The sequence below is a fragment of the Rhodococcus sp. 077-4 genome, assembly GCF_047782425.1.
GTDB lineage: Bacteria > Actinomycetota > Actinomycetes > Mycobacteriales > Mycobacteriaceae > Rhodococcoides.
On record NZ_JAJPWC010000002.1, the window covers coordinates 1,105,200 to 1,121,493 of the forward strand.

Below are 16,294 nucleotides of genomic sequence, written 5' to 3' on the forward strand. Positions count from 1 at the left end.
GCGCCGTGCTGAGCATTTTCGGCCGCGCGCCGGTGTCGAAGGTGACCGCCCCGCTCGGGCGCGCCCTCAACAGCACCGGACTGACCCCCAACTCGGTGACGATCATCGGCACCGTCGTCACCGTCACGGCTGCGGTCACGATGTACCCCGCCGGCTACCTGTGGTGGGGTTCGGTCGTCATCACCCTGTTCGTGTTGTTCGACATGCTCGACGGTGCGATGGCGCGGGCTCGGGGCGGTGGCACCAAGTACGGTGCCGTGCTCGACGCGACGTGCGATCGAGTGGCCGACGGTGCGATCTTCGGTGGATTGGCCTGGTGGGCGGTGTATTCCGAACAGGACAAGCCGCTGCTGGTGGCCACCCTGATCTGCCTGGTCACCTCGCAGGTGATCTCGTACGCCAAGGCACGCGCCGAGGCGAGCGGTCTCTCGGCCGACGGTGGTTGGATCGAACGCCCCGACCGCCTCGTCATCGTTCTCGTCGGAGCCGGGCTCACCGGTGTGGGACGACATTTCGACATTCCGTGGCTGGACAGTCTCATCTACCCGGCGATGTGGATTCTGGCCGCGCTCAGCATTGTGACCGTGTTCCAGCGAGTACTGGCTGTCCGCGGATCCGAGGGGGCGCGCGAGATCATCGCGCCCCCGGTTCCGTCGGCTTCCGACGACGGTGACGTGGCCGCGTCGTGAATTTGTCCGAGAGAGCCAGCGATGCGGGCTACGCCGCCGGTTGGCGACTGGTCCGGTCGCTGCCCGAGTCGGTGGCGCGGGGTCTGTTCGATCGCGGAGCCGACTTCGCGTCGACACGCAACGGCGGTCCGGATCAATTGCGTCGCAATCTCGCCCGCGTTCTGTCGACCACTCCAGCCGAGGTGCCCGACGAGCTGATCCGAGACAGCGTCCGCTCGTACGCGCGCTACTGGCGCGAGGCATTTCGGCTGCCGTCGATGGATCTGGCCGCCCAGGCCGCCGTCATCGACCGGTGCGTGTACGGCCAAGAGCATCTGGACGCTGCGCTCGCCGCAGGCAAGGGTGCCGTGCTCGCGCTGCCGCACAGCGGCAACTGGGACATGGCCGGAATGTGGTTGGTGCGCAAGCACGGTGGGCTCTCGACAGTGGCAGAGCGTCTGAAGCCCGAGTCGCTATATCAGCGATTCGTCGCCTATCGGGAAAGCCTGGGCTTCGAGATCTTCCCACTGAGCGGCGGAGAACAACCGCCCCTGCAGGCGCTGTCGGAAAGACTGCGCCAGAACAAGGTCGTCTGCCTGCTCGGCGAGCGCGACCTCGCCAAGCACGGTGTACCGGTCACCTTCTTCGGTGAACCGACCCGGATGCCCGCGGGTGCCGCGAAGCTCGCGATCGACACCGGTGCGACTCTGCTGCCGGTGCACGGCTACTTCGACGGTGACGGTTGGGGCTTCGATATCTCGCCCGCCGTGGACGTTTCGGCCGGGATCGTCCCTGCCACACAGGCTTTGGCCGATCATTTCGCCGCCGGCATTCGGGCTCACCCGGCCGACTGGCACATGCTGCAACCGCTGTGGATGAGCGATTGGTCGGCGGAGCGACGCGCTCGAATCGAGGGCGCGTGAAGATCGGCATGGTGTGCCCGTACTCGTTCGACGTTCCCGGCGGAGTGCAGGCTCACGTTCAGCAGTTGGCCGAGGTGTTCATCGAGCGCGGACACCGCGTCAGCGTCCTGGCTCCCGCGTCCGAGGGCGTCGAGCTGCCGGATTTCGTGGTGTCGGCGGGCGAGGCACTCGCCATTCCCTACAACGGTTCTGTTGCGCGTCTGCGGTTCGGGCCCGTGACGTACTCGAGGATTCGTAAGTGGATCGCAGAGAACGACTTCGATGTGTTGCACATCCACGAACCCAACGCGCCCAGCCTGTCGATGTTGGCGCTCAAAGCCGCCGACGGCCCGATCGTGGCGACTTTCCATACTTCCACTACGAAGTCCCTGGTACTGAGCACTTTTCAAGGTGTGCTGCGCCCGTACCACGAGAAGATCAGTGGACGGATCGCCGTCTCCGAGCTCGCCCGACGCTGGCAGGTCGAGGCACTCGGATCCGACGCCGTCGAGATCCCCAACGGCGTCGACGTTCCCGCATTCGCCGACGCTCCTGTGCTGAACGGCTACCCGCGGGCCGGCCGCACCGTGCTCTTTCTCGGCCGGTTCGACGAGCCACGCAAGGGCATGGCCGTCCTGCTCGGTGCGCTGCCGACACTTGTCGAATCTCATCCCGACATCGAAATCCTCATCGTCGGTCGCGGTGACGAGGACAAGCTGCGCAAAGAAGCAGGCGCACTGGCGTCGCACCTGACCTTCCTGGGCCAGGTGGACGACGCGACGAAGGCATCCGCGATGCGCAGCGCCGACGTCTACTGCGCACCCAACCTCGGTGGCGAGAGCTTCGGCATCGTGCTCGTCGAGGCCATGGCAGCCGGAACACCCGTGGTGGCAAGCGAACTGGATGCCTTTCGGCGGGTGCTGCGGGACGGCACCTGCGGACTGCTGGTCCCGATCGACGATTCCGACGCGCTCGCCGCCGCCGTCACCTCGATTCTGTCCGACGACACCGTTCGCGCGCGACTGGTCGACGCTGCCTCGGTGGCCGTGGCCACGTACGACTGGCCCGTCGTCGCCGAGCAGATCTTGCGTGTCTACGAAACCGTCACCCTCGGGGGCCAGAAAGTGCGGGCAGCAAACTGATGACCCTCTCGGCGCTCACGATCCTGGTACTCGGGCTGATCGCGGTACTGATCCTCGTCGTCGGCCTGTGGGCCTACGGAACGGCGAACCGACTCGACCGCTTGCACGTGCGCACCGATCTCGCCTGGCAGGCGCTCGACGCAGCACTCGCTCGCCGAGCCGTCGTCGCGCGAGCGGTGTCGGCTGCCACCCGTGAGACGGTGCCGTCGAGCAGAGAACTTGCCGCGCTTGCCGATCGAGCCGAACGGGTCGACCGATCGCAGCGCGAGGAGGCAGAGAACGCAGTGTCGATGGCGCTGGCCGTCGTCGAGCCGAATGCGCTACCCCCGCAACTGGTCGCGGAACTGGCCGACGCCGAGGCGCGCGTGCTCATCGCTCGACGCTTCCACAACGATGCCGTCCGCGACACCCTGGCATTGCGAGTCCGACGCCCCGTCCGCTGGTTGCATCTCGGCGGAACCGCGGCACTGCCGTCCTACTTCGAGATCGCGGAGCGCTCTGCCGCCGCGACGTTCGGCAGCGAGAACCGAGCCACTCCGAGAACCTCCGCGCGGGTGGTGCTGCTCGACGAACGTGGCCGTGTGCTGCTCCTGCGCGGGCACGATCCGACGGTGCCCGACACCTTCTTCTGGTTCACGATCGGTGGGGCCGTCGAGAAGGGCGAGTCGCTCCGCGACGCAGCGGTGCGAGAGGTGCACGAGGAGACCGGCCTGACCGTGGCTGCCGCCGATCTGCGCGGTCCACTGTGGCGCCGGGTCGCGACGTTCCCGTTCAACGGAACGCTGATTCGGTCCGAGGAACTGTTCTTCGCTCACCGCACGCAGGAGTTCGAACCGCAGAGCGCCGGTTTCACCGACTTCGAGCGTCGAACGGTGACCGGACACCGGTGGTGCACCGAGTCCGACATCCGTGCGCTCAGCGCGGTCGGCGAGAACGTCTATCCCCAGGACCTGGCGGAACTGCTCGACGAGGTCAACGTCGCTCTCGCTCGACGTGGCGACCCGGACGTGCGCGCGATCCGCTGAAAATCTGGACCTTTTCGAGCAGTCCAGCAATATCGAAGTGGTTATGGGAATCCGTGGCCCCGCGGCCTACAGTTCTGGGCGCGAGTTCGCGCCGCGCCGGATTCGTCCGCGCGCGAGCGACCGCGATTATCAGCCCGGAGCGCCGTGTCGGCGCCGAAGAACACAGGAGTTTCGCTTGAGTACCCCACACGCATCTGACACGCCCGCTGGATCCACCGAAGGTGGGTCGAGCGAGAACGGAATCGGCACCGCACGCGTCAAGCGGGGGATGGCCGAGATGCTCAAGGGTGGCGTCATCATGGACGTGGTCACCGCCGATCAGGCGAAGATCGCCGAAGACGCCGGAGCAGTGGCCGTCATGGCACTCGAGCGTGTTCCCGCCGACATCCGCGCCCAGGGTGGGGTGTCGCGAATGAGCGATCCGGACATGATCGACAGCATCATTTCCTCGGTGAGCATCCCGGTGATGGCGAAGGCCCGCATCGGACACTTCGTGGAGGCGCAGATTCTGCAGAGCCTCGGCGTCGACTACATCGACGAGTCGGAGGTACTCACCCCGGCCGACTACGCCAACCACATCGACAAGTGGAACTTCACCGTTCCCTTCGTCTGCGGTGCCACCAACCTGGGCGAGGCCCTGCGTCGAATCACCGAGGGCGCGGCCATGATTCGCTCCAAGGGTGAGGCCGGTACCGGCGACGTCTCGAACGCGACGACGCACATGCGCAAGATTCGTGACGAGATCCGTCGACTCACCTCGCTTCCCGAGGACGAGTTGTACGTCGCGGCGAAGGAACTGCAGGCTCCGTACGACCTCGTAGTCGAGATCGCCCGCGCAGGCAAGCTGCCGGTCACGCTCTTCACTGCCGGTGGAATCGCGACTCCAGCCGATGCAGCGATGATGATGCAGCTCGGTGCCGAGGGCGTGTTCGTCGGATCGGGAATCTTCAAGTCCGGCAACCCCAAGGAGCGTGCCGAGGCAATCGTCAAGGCCACCACGTTCTTCGACGACCCGGACGTTCTCGCCAAGGTTTCCCGTGGCCTCGGTGAAGCGATGGTCGGCATCAACGTCGACGACCTTCCCGTCGGACACCGCCTCGCCGAGCGCGGCTGGTGACCGCCGTCCGCTAGCGACGTTCGAGTGCCGGGCGGTCCGGGTGGTCCCATCGGACAAGGAAATCCGGCCGCTCGGCCGAGTTCGCGAGGCTGTCGTAGTACTCGAGCAGCGGCGGGCACGTCCACAGGTCGGCTGGATCGGTTCTGCGCCGCAGGGCCTTCTCCGATAGCCGTAGATGCACCGACAGATCGACCTTCAAGCCTCGTCCGAGCAACATCGGTCCGGCGATGAGAACGATCTGATCCGGCGCGGCTTCCACGCTGCGGGCGCGGGCCGAGCGGTCGGTGGACTCATTCCACAGTCGCGGCAGAAAGTGACCGCTACCACCGTCTCGCAACGGGGCGACAACCTCACGGACGAGGGCTTCGTAGTCGAACCACAGTGTGCGATAACTCAATTCGTCGGTACGCGAGTACTCGAAGCGGATGGACGCCGGCCGAACGTAGTCGTGCAGGTCGACCACGGCCGCGGCACGGCCGCGCGAGCGAGCGTGTTCGGCTGTGCGCGTGGCGAATTCGACCGGACGCGCGGCATCAGCGCCGTCGACCAGGACGATCGATCGATCACCTGCGGGGCACGAATCGACGATGGACCCCATCAGAAGCTCGGGAAATATCGGCACCGGTTGACCCACACCGACCATCTTGCCTGGTCGATCCATTGTTAGCCTTGCCCCCGGAGAAAGGTGGGCACCAGCCATGGCCAGCATCGAGGACATTCTCGAATTGGAACGGATCGAGAACGACATCTATCGGGGACGGACGTTCCCGAGTCGGCTACCCCGTACGTTCGGCGGTCAGGTGGCGGGCCAGGCGCTCGTCGCGGCGGTACGCACGGTTGCCCCCGAGTTCCGCGTCCATTCGCTGCACGGCTACTTCCTGCGACCGGGCAATCCCAACGAGCCGGCCGTGTTCATGGTCGATCGAATTCGCGACGGGCGATCGTTCTGCACGCGTCGAGTCACCGGAATCCAGAACGGCAAGGCAATTTTCACGATGTCCGCGTCGTTCCACGGTGACGACGACGGCATTTCGCATCAGGACCTCATGCCCGAGGTCGTCGGTCCGGAAAGCCTGCCCGATCCCACCACCCTCGCCGAGTACGACCACTCGTACTACAAGGAGTGGTCGGAGTGGGACATTCGTCTCATTCCTGACGACCAGACGGTCAAACATCCGAGTTTTGCTGCACAGCAACGTGTCTGGTTTCGCTACCGAGACAGGCTGCCCGACGATCAGGTCTTCCATGTCTGCGCGCTCGCCTACATGAGCGACATGACGCTGATCGGATCCGCCAAGGTTCCGCACCCGGACGCCGTCACGCAGACGGCCTCCCTCGATCACGCACTGTGGTTCCTGCGGCCGTTCCGGGCCGACGAATGGTTGCTCTACGACCAGACGTCACCGTCCGCCGATTTCGGGCGGGCACTGGCTCAAGGGCGCATTTTCGACACATCCGGACGGATGGTTGCCGCCGTGGTGCAAGAAGGGCTGATGCGCTACGAACGGGATGCCAACGCGCCCCACGTCGATCCCTTCGGCCTCAAGTGACCGCTCCGACCATCGGAGTTCTGGCCCTGCAGGGCGACGTTCGCGAACATCTGGCCGCGCTCGAGTCGAGCGGTGCGCACGGTGTCACCGTGCGGCGCCCCGCCGAGCTGGCGCAGATCGGCGGGCTGATCATTCCCGGTGGGGAATCGACGACCATGAGCAACTTGCTCGGCGTATTCGACCTCCTCGACCCGCTGCGTGCTCGATTGGCCGAGGGACTGCCCGCCTACGGTTCGTGCGCGGGAATGATCCTGTTGGCGTCCGAGATTCTCGACACCAGGCCCGACGCCCGGCATCTCGATTCCCTCGACATCACGGTGCGGCGCAACGCATTCGGTCGTCAGGTCGATTCGTTCGAGACCGATCTCGACGTCACCGACATCGACGGCGGCCCGGTACGAGCGGTGTTCATCCGTGCGCCGTGGGTCGAACGGGTGGGGGAGCACGTCGAGGTGCTCGCCACTGTTCCGCACGGACCGGCAGCCGGACGAGTGGTGGCCGTTCGCCAGAACTCCGTCTTGGCGACGAGCTTTCACCCCGAGGTCACCGGGGACGACCGAGTGCATCGACTGTTCGTCGACATGGTGCGCCGCAGTTAGTACGCCTGGGTGCCGGTCGGTCCCGAGGGTCGTAGCAGGCGAGTAAAGTCGGCAAGACCGATTTCGACCAGGAAGGGGCTCTATCGCATGAGCGGCCACTCAAAATGGGCCACCACCAAGCACAAGAAGGCGGTGATCGACGCCCGACGCGGCAAGTCTTTCGCCAAGCTCATCAAGAACATCGAGGTGGCGGCCCGCACGGGTGGTGGTGACCCCGTAGGCAACCCGACGCTCTTCGACGCCATCCAGAAGGCGAAGAAGACTTCGGTGCCCATCGACAACATCGAGCGGGCGCGCAAGCGCGGAGCCGGTGAAGAAACCGGTGGGGCCGATTGGCAGACCATCATGTACGAGGGCTACGGCCCCAACGGCGTCGCCATACTGATCGAGTGCCTCACCGACAACCGCAATCGCGCCGCCGGTGAGGTTCGGGTGGCGATGACCCGCAACGGCGGCAACATGGCGGACCCGGGTTCGGTGTCGTACCTGTTCTCGCGCAAGGGCGTGGTGACCCTGGAGAAGAACGGCCAGAGCGAGGACGACGTCCTGACGGCAGTCCTCGAAGCGGGAGCCGAGGAAATCAACGACAACGGTGACACGTTCGAGATCGTCAGTGAGCCGACCGATCTGATCGCCGTACGCACTGCGCTGCAGGAGGCCGGAATCGACTACGACTCGGCCGAGGCGAGCTTCCAGGCATCGGTCAGCGTTCCCGTCGACGCGGATGGTGCGCGCAAGGTGTTCAAGCTCATCGACGCACTCGAAGACAGCGATGATGTCCAGAACGTCTGGTCCAACGTCGAGCTGTCCGACGAGGTCATGGCAGAGCTCGACGAAGAAGACTGACCTGCTGCGTTCCGTTCGGGCAACAGGCCGGGTGTCGTATCCCTGATCCGACGGCGGGCTCCGCTACGCTATCGAACAACAGTTCGTAAGCGGAAGGTGTGGTGGCGTGCGGGTGATGGGTGTCGACCCCGGTCTTACCAGGTGTGGGCTCAGTTTGATCGAGGGCGGAGCGGGCCGAACGGTGGTCGCACTCGACGTGGATGTGGTGCGCACGCCTGCAGACATGGATCTGGCGCAGCGTCTGTTGCGGATCTCCGAGGCGGCGGAGTACTGGCTCGATACCCACAAGCCCTCGGTGGTGGCCATCGAGCGTGTCTTCGCACAACACAACGTGCGGACGGCCATGGGCACCGCGCAGGCCGGCGGCGTCATTGCCCTCGCGGCAGCCAGGCGCGGCGTCGATGTCTGCTTCCACACTCCCAGTGAGGTGAAGGCGGCCGTCACGGGTAACGGCTCGGCCGACAAAGCACAGGTCACCGCCATGGTGATGCGCATTCTCGGCCTGCAGACCGCGCCGACTCCCGCCGACGCGGCCGACGCACTGGCGCTCGGTATCTGTCATTGCTGGCGGGCTCCCATGATCGCCCGGATGGCCAAGGCCGAAGCCATGGCCGCAGAACAGAAGCGCAAATACGATGCGCGTCTGGCCGAGGAGCGCAAGGCTCGCGCCGTCGTCGCACGCAGAATCGAGAAAATGGCCAAGAAGGAGGCGGGCGCACGATGATCGCATCCATCAGGGGCTCGGTGGTCGACATCGCGCTCGACCATGCAGTGCTGGAGGCGGCGGGCGTCGGATATCGCGTCAACGCCACTCCGGCAACGTTGGCCACGCTGCACCGGGGAAGCGAGGCCACGCTCCTGACGACCATGATCGTCCGCGAGGACTCGCAGACTCTGTACGGGTTTCCCGACAAGGAGTCGCGTGAGTTGTTCGAGTTGCTTCTCACCGTGTCCGGAGTCGGGCCGCGCATCGCCATGGCCACGCTCGCCGTACACGAGCCCGACTCACTGCGAACAGCGTTGGCGGACAGCGATATCGGGGCCTTGACCAGGGTTCCGGGTATCGGCAAACGTGGCGCGGAGAGAATGGTCGTCGAGCTCCGCGACAAGGTCGACGCGGTGATCGGGCGCGCTGGAAGCTCGGTCGTGCCGGGATCGGGTGCCGGCAATTCGATGCGAGATCAGATCGTCGAGGCGTTGATCGGTCTCGGTTTCCCGGTGAAGCAGGCCGAGGAGGCCACCGACGCCGTACTCGCGCAGCAGCCCGAGGCCACGACATCGATCGCGTTGAGGTCGGCACTGGCCTACCTCGGAAAGTCCAGGTAGACCCACGTGACCGAGGACGACCAGTTCGGCGAATCCCAGGTCGGTGCGGACGCCATGTCCGACGATCTGGATGTCGAGACGAGCCTGCGTCCGAAGAATCTCACCGATTTCATCGGTCAACCCCGAGTGCGGGAGCAGCTCCAGCTCGTGTTGTCGGGGGCCAAGATGCGCGGCGGAACGCCCGATCACATCTTGATGTCCGGTCCGCCGGGACTCGGCAAGACCAGTATGGCGATGATCATCGCGGCAGAGCTCGGTACCTCGCTGCGGCTCACATCCGGGCCTGCGCTCGAGCGGGCCGGTGACCTCGCGGCGATGCTCAGCAACCTGGTCGAAGGCGACGTGCTGTTCATCGACGAAATCCACCGGATCGCCCGTCCGGCGGAGGAGATGCTGTACCTGGCGATGGAGGATTTTCGCGTCGACGTCATCGTCGGCAAAGGACCCGGAGCAACGTCGATTCCGCTCGAGGTCGCACCGTTCACGCTCGTCGGGGCCACCACCAGATCCGGTGCACTCACCGGACCACTGCGAGACCGTTTCGGATTCGTGGCGCACATGGACTTCTACGAACCCAGCGAACTCGAGCGCATCCTGATGCGATCGGCGGGGATCCTGGGCGTGCCGATCGACCGGGACGGTTGCGCCGAGATCGCCGGGCGCTCGCGCGGCACCCCCCGAATTGCGAACCGATTGCTCCGCCGAGTCCGCGACTACGCGGACGTGCGGGGCGACGGCACCGTCACCCAGGACACTGCCAAGGCGGCCCTGGTGGTCTACGACGTCGACAAACTCGGGCTCGATCGACTCGACCGCGCGGTGCTCAGCGCGCTCATCCGAAGCTTCGGCGGGGGACCGGTGGGGGTATCGACGCTGGCCGTCGCCGTCGGCGAAGAGCCGTCGACAGTGGAGGAAGTGTGCGAGCCGTTCCTGGTACGGGCCGGAATGATCGCCCGAACTCCACGTGGACGGGTGGCAACTGCAGCCGCATGGCAACACCTCGGCCTGACGCCGCCCCCCGATCTTGCGGTCGGGGGAATTTCGGTCCGATCCTCGGAGGCTGCGCAGGGCTTATTCGACTGAAACGGGCACAACACGACACGAGCGGACCGCACCGCTTGCCGGTGATGGCACACTGGGTAGCTGCGAGGCCCGCATCAGCGACGTTTTCGCACGAGACAATGATGATTATCGAACCGAACTTCGAGGACTGACCTTCCGATGGATTTGCTGTTTCCGCTGCTGATCGTTGCCCTTCTGGTACCGCTGTTTCTCAATGCGCGTCGACAGAAGAAGGTGCTGGCCAAGACCACGGAGATGCAGGACTCGCTGAAGGTCGGCGACGAGGTCGTCACCACGGCCGGCCTGTACGCCCGCGTGGTTCTGGTCGAAGACGACACCATCGACCTCGAAATCGCCGACGGCATCATCACCACCTGGTCGCGTGCCGTGGTCCGAGAGGTGCTGCCCGACGATTCCGATTTCGACAACACCGAATCCGATACCACCCACTCGGACATCGCGGCCCTCGGTTCGAGCGACATCACCGGACCGTCGTTGAACAAGGCAGATGCGAGCCGGCCGGACGAGACCGTCGAGCAGACGTCGAAGAGGCTCGAAAAAGAGTGACCAGGCGTTGATCCGAACCGCTGTCGGAGACTCGAATCCGGCAGCGGTTTCGTCTGCGGTGACCGATGTGGTGCACAATCGCACCGCTCACCGCGGACACGCTCATCGCTGACACATTGGGCCGTCAGGCCTTGGAACAAACCCGATACTTTCCACCGCCCAGAGGAGAATCACACACCGTGGCACCTTCCAGCGGATCGGTGCAACCCGCCCGCTATCTCGCCGTTTTCGCGGTGCTGATGGCAGCGGTGTATGCCCTGGTCTTCTTCACCGGAGACAAAGACCCCTCGCCGAAGTTGGGAATCGACCTGCAGGGCGGCACGCGTGTGACACTCACCGCGCGGACCCCCGACGGCAATGCGCCGACGCAGGACAGCCTGAAGCAGGCGCAGCAGATCATCGAGACTCGCGTCAACGGTCTCGGTGTCTCTAACTCCGAGGTGGTCATCGACGGTGACAACCTGGTCATCACGGTGCCCGGTGACGACAGTTCTCAGGCGCGCACACTCGGCCAGACCGCACGGCTGTTCATCCGCCCGGTGGTGGGATCGGTTGCCCCCACGGCAGGCCAGGGTGCAGGGTCCCAGCAAACACCGGTCGATCCAGCTGCGCCTGTCGATCCAGCTGCGCCGGTCGATCCGGCTGCCCCTGCAGCACCGGCCGCGACTCCAGATCCCGCAGCACCGGCCGCGCCGCCCGCACCGCAAGGTCGCGTTTTCCCGGCGCAGGATCCGTCGGCGGTCGATCCGACACCCGCACCCGATGCCCCGTCCACGGATGCGCCCGCGACCGACGATCCCGCTGCCGATGCGTCGCTGTCCGACGCCGATCGCGCAGCGCAGGAGATCGCCGACGCCAAGGCACTCCGACAGAGCGAGGACCAGCAGATCCAGCAGCTGGCCATGCAGTCCCTCGACTGCAATGCCGCCGATCCGCTGGCGGGCAACGATGATCCAGCGCTCCCTCTCGTCGCATGCTCGACCGACGGGACGGCGGTCTACCTGCTCGGCCCGACGATCATCGACGGGCAGCAGATATCCGACGCGACGTCCGGTTTCGACAGTCAGCAGGCCCAGTTCCAGGTGAGCCTGACGTTCGACTCGGACGGATCGAACACCTGGGCTCAGTTCACTGCGGCCAACCTGCAGAAGCAGGCTGCGTTCGTGCTCGACTCGAAGGTCATCAGCGCACCGGTCATCCAGGGTGCCACCCCGGCCGGTAGCGCTACCTCGATCACCGGCAACTTCAATTCCCAGAGCGCTACCGAGCTCGCCAACACCCTCAAGTACGGCTCGCTGCCGCTCTCCTTCGCGTCCTCCGAAGCCGAAACGGTCTCGGCCACACTGGGATTGGCCTCGCTCGAGGCAGGTCTGATCGCCGGTGCCATCGGCTTGGCGCTCGTGCTGGTGTACTGCCTGCTCTACTACCGTGCCCTCGGCCTGCTCACGGCCCTGTCTCTGGTGCTGGCCGGTCTCGTCGTCTACGGAATCATCGTTCTGTTGGGCAGGTGGATCAGCTTCACGCTCGACCTCGCAGGCATCGCCGGACTCATCATCGGTATCGGCATGACCGCGGACTCGTTCGTGGTGTTCTTCGAGCGCATCAAGGACGAGATCCGGGAAGGACGCAGCTTCCGTTCGGCCGTTCCGCGCGGTTGGGCTCGCGCACGCAAGACGATCCTGTCGGGTAACGCGGTCAGCTTCATCGCGGCGGCGGTGCTGTACCTGCTGGCCGTGGGTCAGGTCCGCGGCTTCGCCTTCACCCTCGGCTTGACGACCATCCTCGACATCATCGTCGTGGTCCTCGTGACATGGCCGCTGGTGTACCTCGCGTCCAAGTCGAAATTCTGGTCCAAGCCGTCCGTCAACGGACTCGGTGCCGTTCAGCAGATCGCGCTCGAACGCAAACGCGCGGCCAACAAGGCGCTCGCCGTCAAGACCGGCACTGCGCCGTCGAAGGAGGCATGACATGTCGGACACGACCACGTCCACCCCATCGCCCCTCGACGATTCGAGTGTCGACCAATCCGCCCAGCCCAAGCACACTTGGCTCTCGCGGCTGTACACCGGTACCGGTGCCTTCGACATCGTCGGCCGTCGCCGGTTCTACTACATTCTGACCGGCGTCATCGTGCTGGTGTGCCTGCTCAGCTTCCTCGTTCGCGGTTTCACCCTCGGCATCGACTTCGAGGGCGGAACCCGCATCTCTCTGCCCGCTGCCGACAACATCTCGACCGAGCAGGTCGAAACCGTCTACAACGATTCGCTCGGCATGCCGCCGGTGTCGGTGCAGACGGTCGGGTCCGGTGCGGCAGCAACGGTGCAGATTCGCTCCGAGGCGCTCGACGCCGGAGAGGTCGACAGCCTGCGTCAGGCGTTGTTCGAGGCATTCTCGCCGCAGGACAACTCCGGTACCGCAACCCCCAATGCCATCAGTGTGTCCGACGTCAGTGAGACCTGGGGGAGCCAGATCACCCAGAAGGCGCTGATCGCACTCGCGGTCTTCTTGGTCATCGTCAGCATCTACATCGCCATTCGGTACGAGCGTGACATGGCCTTTGCTGCGCTGGCGGCTCTGGCTTTCGACCTCATCGTCACCGCAGGGGTGTACTCACTCGTCGGATTCGAGGTGACTCCGGCGACGGTCATCGGCCTGCTGACGATCCTCGGCTTCTCGCTGTACGACTCCGTGGTGGTGTTCGACAAGGTCGAGGAGAACACTCGTGGCATCCTCAACCTGCACCGAAAGACATACGCAGAGCAGGCGAACCTCGCCGTCAACCAGACTCTGATGCGCTCGATCAACACGACCGTGATCGGCGTGCTCCCTGTGCTCGCGCTCATGATCATCGCGGTCTGGCTGCTCGGTGTCGGCACTCTCAAGGACCTGGCGCTGGTGCAGCTCGTCGGCATGATCGTCGGTGCATACTCGTCCATCTTCTTCGCTACCCCGCTGCTGGTGACCCTCAAGGAGAAGTGGGGCCCCGTCGCCGTACACACACGCAAGGTCCACTCCAAGCGGGCCGATGCGGCGGCCCGCGCAGCCGGTATCGCTCCCGAGCCGGTGGCGGTCGGCGTCGCGGCCCCCAAGGCGTCGGCTCCCCAGCCGGGCAACCGCCCCACCGGGAAGCGGAACAAGAAGCGTCGGTAGGAACCACACTCGACAGGGACGGAGAGTGCACGTGAAACGCAGGTCGATCGCGGCACTGGCGGTGGCGGGTCTCGCCGCGGTGTCCATCACCGCGTGTTCGTCGCCCGAGGACAAGGTGCCCTCGATCGGATACTCGTTCGACAACGTGGTGAACACCTACAACGCGAGAACCGTCGACGGTGCAGCATCCGGAGCCCGGCAGGCATTCACTCGGGTCCAGGTGGGCTTCAGCTACCTCGGGCCCGAGGGAGATGCGTTGTCGGACAACGACATCGGAACCGTGTCGGTGGTTCCCGGTGATGTCTTGACCGTCCAGTACTCCATCGCTCCGGCGGCAACCTACTCCGACGGTGCGCCCATGGCCTGTGACGATCTGGTGCTGGCCTGGGCGGCGAACAGTGGCAGATTCGCCACCGACCGCCCCATGTTCGACGCGGCGTCGACGGCCGGGTATTCCGACATCCAACGCATCGACTGCGTTCCGGGATCGAAGGAAGCAACGGTTGTCTACGCCCCGGGCCGCAGCTACCAGAACTGGCGCGCACTGTTCGGCGCCACCGATCTACTGCCGGCTCACGTGGCGGCGCGGGCTGCGGGTGTACCGAATGTCGTCGACCCCATCCTGGCCGAGGACGACGACGTCGTGAGTCGAATTGCCGAGTTCTGGAACACCGGATGGACTCTGACACCGGGCTCGATCGATCTGTCACTGCTGCCGTCGGCGGGCCCGTACCGCATCGAGTCCTACACGGCCGAGGACGGTCTCGTTCTCGTCTCGAACGACGCCTGGTGGGGAGTCCCACCCCAGACCGAGCAGGTCGTCGTCTGGCCCAAGGGCACCGACCTGGCGGCGAAGTCGGCGGATGGCTCACTCGACGTGATCGACCACGGTGCCGGTGCCGGTGCCGTCGACCTCGGCACCATCGAGGGATTCACGACCACCGAGGAGCCGTCGCGAGGCGTCGAGCAGTTGACCTTCGCTACACAGGGCGTGCTGGCCGACGCGAGTGCCCGACGCGCAGTGGCGGCGTGCATCCCCAGATCGGATCTGTTCGACACACTGGGTCACCCCGGTGTCGAGGCGGCCTCGGCGGGTCTCGGCTCGGGCGTCGTCGACTCACGACTGATCCGACCCGACACACTGGAGTATCCGTCGGTCGCCACGGTCGTCGGCGATCGGTACCAGCGCTCGGACCTCGATCAGGCGGGCAGGGAACTGGCCGCCGCGGGCGAGAACGCCCTGACCGTTCGTGTCGGCTACCGCGGACCGGATGCGCGTCGCGCCCAGGAGGTGAGCCGCATGGCCACCGACTGCGCAGCCGCAGGCATCACCGTCCAGGACGCGAGCTCACCGGACTTCACTCCGTCCGCTCTGCGTGCCGGAGCTGTCGATGCCGTCCTCGGCAGCAGTGGGTCACTTCCCGGACCGTCGGGTTCGGCCGCTGGGGTCACCGCACGGTATTCGTTGCGGACGGGAATCGGTCTGAACGTCGGCGGATACAGCAACGGCAGAATCGACTCCATCATCGATCAACTGGCGGTGACGGACGACCCCGAGCGAATACTGGCGCTGGCCACCGAGGGCGAGAACATCCTGTGGAACGACATGCCGTCGCTTCCCCTGTACAACGAGCCGCGTACCACCGTCGTCAGTGACGGCATGCAGGACGTGGTGCCCAACCCGACGGCCGCAGGTGCCGGATGGAACATGGATCGGTGGGTGCTTCTTCGATGAACGACGCAGGTGATCGCGAAGGTGCGGCCGCTGCCGTGACGCGGCTGACGCGGTGGGTCGAGAATTTCCCCGTCCCCGGTGTCCGTTTCGGCGATCTGACCCCGGTGTTCGCCGACGGGGCGGCGCTTCGTAGTGTCGTGTCGGAATTGGCGGAGGGTTTCGAGAACGTCGATCTGGTGGCGGGAATCGATGCCCGAGGATTCCTGCTGGGAGCAGGCGTGGCACTCGAGCTCGGGTGCGGTGTGCTCGCGGTGCGTAAGGCCGGAAAGCTGCCGCCACCGGTGCATTCACGGTCGTACGACCTCGAGTACGGGACGGCCGAGCTGCAGATCCCGACGGCTATCGATGTGGCCGGCCGTCGAGTGTTGGTGGTCGACGACGTGCTGGCAACCGGCGGCACGGTCGATGCCACGGCTCGGTTGTTGGCCGATCAGGGTGCGGTGATCGCCGGTGCCGCCGTCGTTCTCGAAATCGCGGCTCTGGGTGGGCGGAACAAGTGCAGCGGCTACCCGCTCGGCTGCCTGGTTCGGGTATGAGGACTAAAGTCTGTTCGTAGTGCGTTGACCGGGTGCGTTCGTGGTCACCGTGGAACGTGTGGCAGGAGG

17 protein-coding genes are annotated in these 16,294 nt (G+C 65.5%); 16 read left to right on the forward strand and 1 reads right to left on the reverse strand.

Features of this window, described 5'->3' with window-relative positions; translation table 11 throughout:
• The first annotated feature begins 5 nt into the window (after window positions 1-5).
• From pgsA to pdxS, 5 genes are all read left to right on the forward strand, one after another.
• Window positions 6-689, forward strand: a complete 684-nt coding sequence (gene pgsA / locus ACNEOT_RS14505) for a phosphatidylinositol phosphate synthase (RefSeq protein WP_415974693.1) — start codon at window positions 6-8, stop codon at window positions 687-689.
• Entirely contained in the window at window positions 686-1,591 is a 906-nt protein-coding gene (locus ACNEOT_RS14510) for a phosphatidylinositol mannoside acyltransferase (protein ID WP_415974694.1), read from the forward strand. Before pgsA ends, ACNEOT_RS14510 begins: the two co-directional genes overlap by 4 nt.
• Window positions 1,588-2,712, forward strand: coding sequence for a glycosyltransferase family 4 protein (locus tag ACNEOT_RS14515; RefSeq protein WP_415974695.1), 1,125 nt, complete (start codon window positions 1,588-1,590; stop codon window positions 2,710-2,712). The genes ACNEOT_RS14510 and ACNEOT_RS14515 overlap by 4 nt, the downstream gene beginning before the upstream one ends.
• On the forward strand, window positions 2,712-3,737 hold the full coding sequence (locus tag ACNEOT_RS14520) for an NUDIX hydrolase (protein WP_415974696.1): 1,026 nt from the start codon (window positions 2,712-2,714) through the stop codon (window positions 3,735-3,737). Before ACNEOT_RS14515 ends, ACNEOT_RS14520 begins: the two co-directional genes overlap by 1 nt.
• 241 nt (window positions 3,738-3,978) lie before the next feature.
• Entirely contained in the window at window positions 3,979-4,854 is an 876-nt protein-coding gene (pdxS, locus tag ACNEOT_RS14525; RefSeq protein ID WP_415975185.1) for a pyridoxal 5'-phosphate synthase lyase subunit PdxS, read from the forward strand.
• A 10-nt stretch (window positions 4,855-4,864) separates the two neighbouring features.
• On the opposite strand, the gene ACNEOT_RS14530 is transcribed toward pdxS, so the two are convergent.
• The gene (locus ACNEOT_RS14530) at window positions 4,865-5,515 is read right to left on the reverse strand and encodes a hypothetical protein (RefSeq protein ID WP_415974697.1); all 651 of its coding nucleotides are present in this window, start codon (window positions 5,513-5,515) and stop codon (window positions 4,865-4,867) included.
• 37 nt (window positions 5,516-5,552) lie between these two features.
• On the opposite strand from ACNEOT_RS14530, the gene ACNEOT_RS14535 reads away from it, so the two are divergent.
• From ACNEOT_RS14535 to ACNEOT_RS14585, 11 genes are all read left to right on the forward strand, one after another.
• Window positions 5,553-6,404: an acyl-CoA thioesterase gene (locus ACNEOT_RS14535; RefSeq protein WP_415974698.1), complete on the forward strand. Its 852-nt coding sequence runs from the start codon at window positions 5,553-5,555 to the stop codon at window positions 6,402-6,404.
• Window positions 6,401-7,003, forward strand: coding sequence for a pyridoxal 5'-phosphate synthase glutaminase subunit PdxT (gene pdxT, locus ACNEOT_RS14540; RefSeq protein WP_415974699.1), 603 nt, complete (start codon window positions 6,401-6,403; stop codon window positions 7,001-7,003). The genes ACNEOT_RS14535 and pdxT overlap by 4 nt, the downstream gene beginning before the upstream one ends.
• A gap of 87 nt (window positions 7,004-7,090) precedes the next feature.
• Window positions 7,091-7,849: a YebC/PmpR family DNA-binding transcriptional regulator gene (locus ACNEOT_RS14545; protein WP_415974700.1), complete on the forward strand. Its 759-nt coding sequence runs from the start codon at window positions 7,091-7,093 to the stop codon at window positions 7,847-7,849.
• Window positions 7,850-7,955: 106 nt separating this feature from the next.
• Window positions 7,956-8,573, forward strand: a complete 618-nt coding sequence (gene ruvC / locus ACNEOT_RS14550; protein WP_415974701.1) for a crossover junction endodeoxyribonuclease RuvC — start codon at window positions 7,956-7,958, stop codon at window positions 8,571-8,573.
• On the forward strand, window positions 8,570-9,175 hold the full coding sequence (gene ruvA, locus ACNEOT_RS14555) for a Holliday junction branch migration protein RuvA (protein WP_415974702.1): 606 nt from the start codon (window positions 8,570-8,572) through the stop codon (window positions 9,173-9,175). Before ruvC ends, ruvA begins: the two co-directional genes overlap by 4 nt.
• A 54-nt stretch (window positions 9,176-9,229) precedes the next feature.
• Window positions 9,230-10,258, forward strand: coding sequence for a Holliday junction branch migration DNA helicase RuvB (gene ruvB, locus ACNEOT_RS14560; RefSeq protein WP_415975186.1), 1,029 nt, complete (start codon window positions 9,230-9,232; stop codon window positions 10,256-10,258).
• A gap of 138 nt (window positions 10,259-10,396) precedes the next feature.
• On the forward strand, window positions 10,397-10,804 hold the full coding sequence (gene yajC / locus ACNEOT_RS14565; protein ID WP_415974703.1) for a preprotein translocase subunit YajC: 408 nt from the start codon (window positions 10,397-10,399) through the stop codon (window positions 10,802-10,804).
• Between the two features lie 179 nt (window positions 10,805-10,983).
• Window positions 10,984-12,771, forward strand: a complete 1,788-nt coding sequence (gene secD, locus ACNEOT_RS14570; protein WP_415974704.1) for a protein translocase subunit SecD — start codon at window positions 10,984-10,986, stop codon at window positions 12,769-12,771.
• 1 nt (window position 12,772) lies between these two features.
• Complete coding sequence (secF, locus tag ACNEOT_RS14575; RefSeq protein ID WP_415974705.1) at window positions 12,773-13,954, forward strand: protein translocase subunit SecF; 1,182 nt, start codon at window positions 12,773-12,775, stop codon at window positions 13,952-13,954.
• 25 nt (window positions 13,955-13,979) lie between these two features.
• Entirely contained in the window at window positions 13,980-15,689 is a 1,710-nt protein-coding gene (locus tag ACNEOT_RS14580) for an ABC transporter substrate-binding protein (protein ID WP_415974706.1), read from the forward strand.
• A complete protein-coding gene (locus tag ACNEOT_RS14585; protein ID WP_415974707.1) occupies window positions 15,686-16,225 on the forward strand; it encodes an adenine phosphoribosyltransferase in 540 nt (179 codons plus the stop codon). The genes ACNEOT_RS14580 and ACNEOT_RS14585 overlap by 4 nt, the downstream gene beginning before the upstream one ends.
• The last annotated feature ends 69 nt before the right edge of the window (window positions 16,226-16,294 follow it).

Excerpts from the sequence above, each read along its gene's own strand:
- ACNEOT_RS14520 (WP_415974696.1), top strand. The coding sequence starts at position 2,712 with ATGACCCTCTCGGCGCTCACGATCCTGGTACTCGGGCTGATCGCGGTA.
- ACNEOT_RS14530 (WP_415974697.1), bottom strand. The coding sequence starts at position 5,515 with ATGGATCGACCAGGCAAGATGGTCGGTGTGGGTCAACCGGTGCCGATA.
- ACNEOT_RS14535 (WP_415974698.1), top strand. The coding sequence starts at position 5,553 with ATGGCCAGCATCGAGGACATTCTCGAATTGGAACGGATCGAGAACGAC.
- ACNEOT_RS14545 (WP_415974700.1), top strand. The coding sequence starts at position 7,091 with ATGAGCGGCCACTCAAAATGGGCCACCACCAAGCACAAGAAGGCGGTG.
- ruvA (WP_415974702.1), top strand. The coding sequence starts at position 8,570 with ATGATCGCATCCATCAGGGGCTCGGTGGTCGACATCGCGCTCGACCAT.
- ruvB (WP_415975186.1), top strand. The coding sequence starts at position 9,230 with ATGTCCGACGATCTGGATGTCGAGACGAGCCTGCGTCCGAAGAATCTC.
- yajC (WP_415974703.1), top strand. The coding sequence starts at position 10,397 with ATGGATTTGCTGTTTCCGCTGCTGATCGTTGCCCTTCTGGTACCGCTG.
- secF (WP_415974705.1), top strand. The coding sequence starts at position 12,773 with ATGTCGGACACGACCACGTCCACCCCATCGCCCCTCGACGATTCGAGT.
- ACNEOT_RS14585 (WP_415974707.1), top strand. The coding sequence starts at position 15,686 with ATGAACGACGCAGGTGATCGCGAAGGTGCGGCCGCTGCCGTGACGCGG.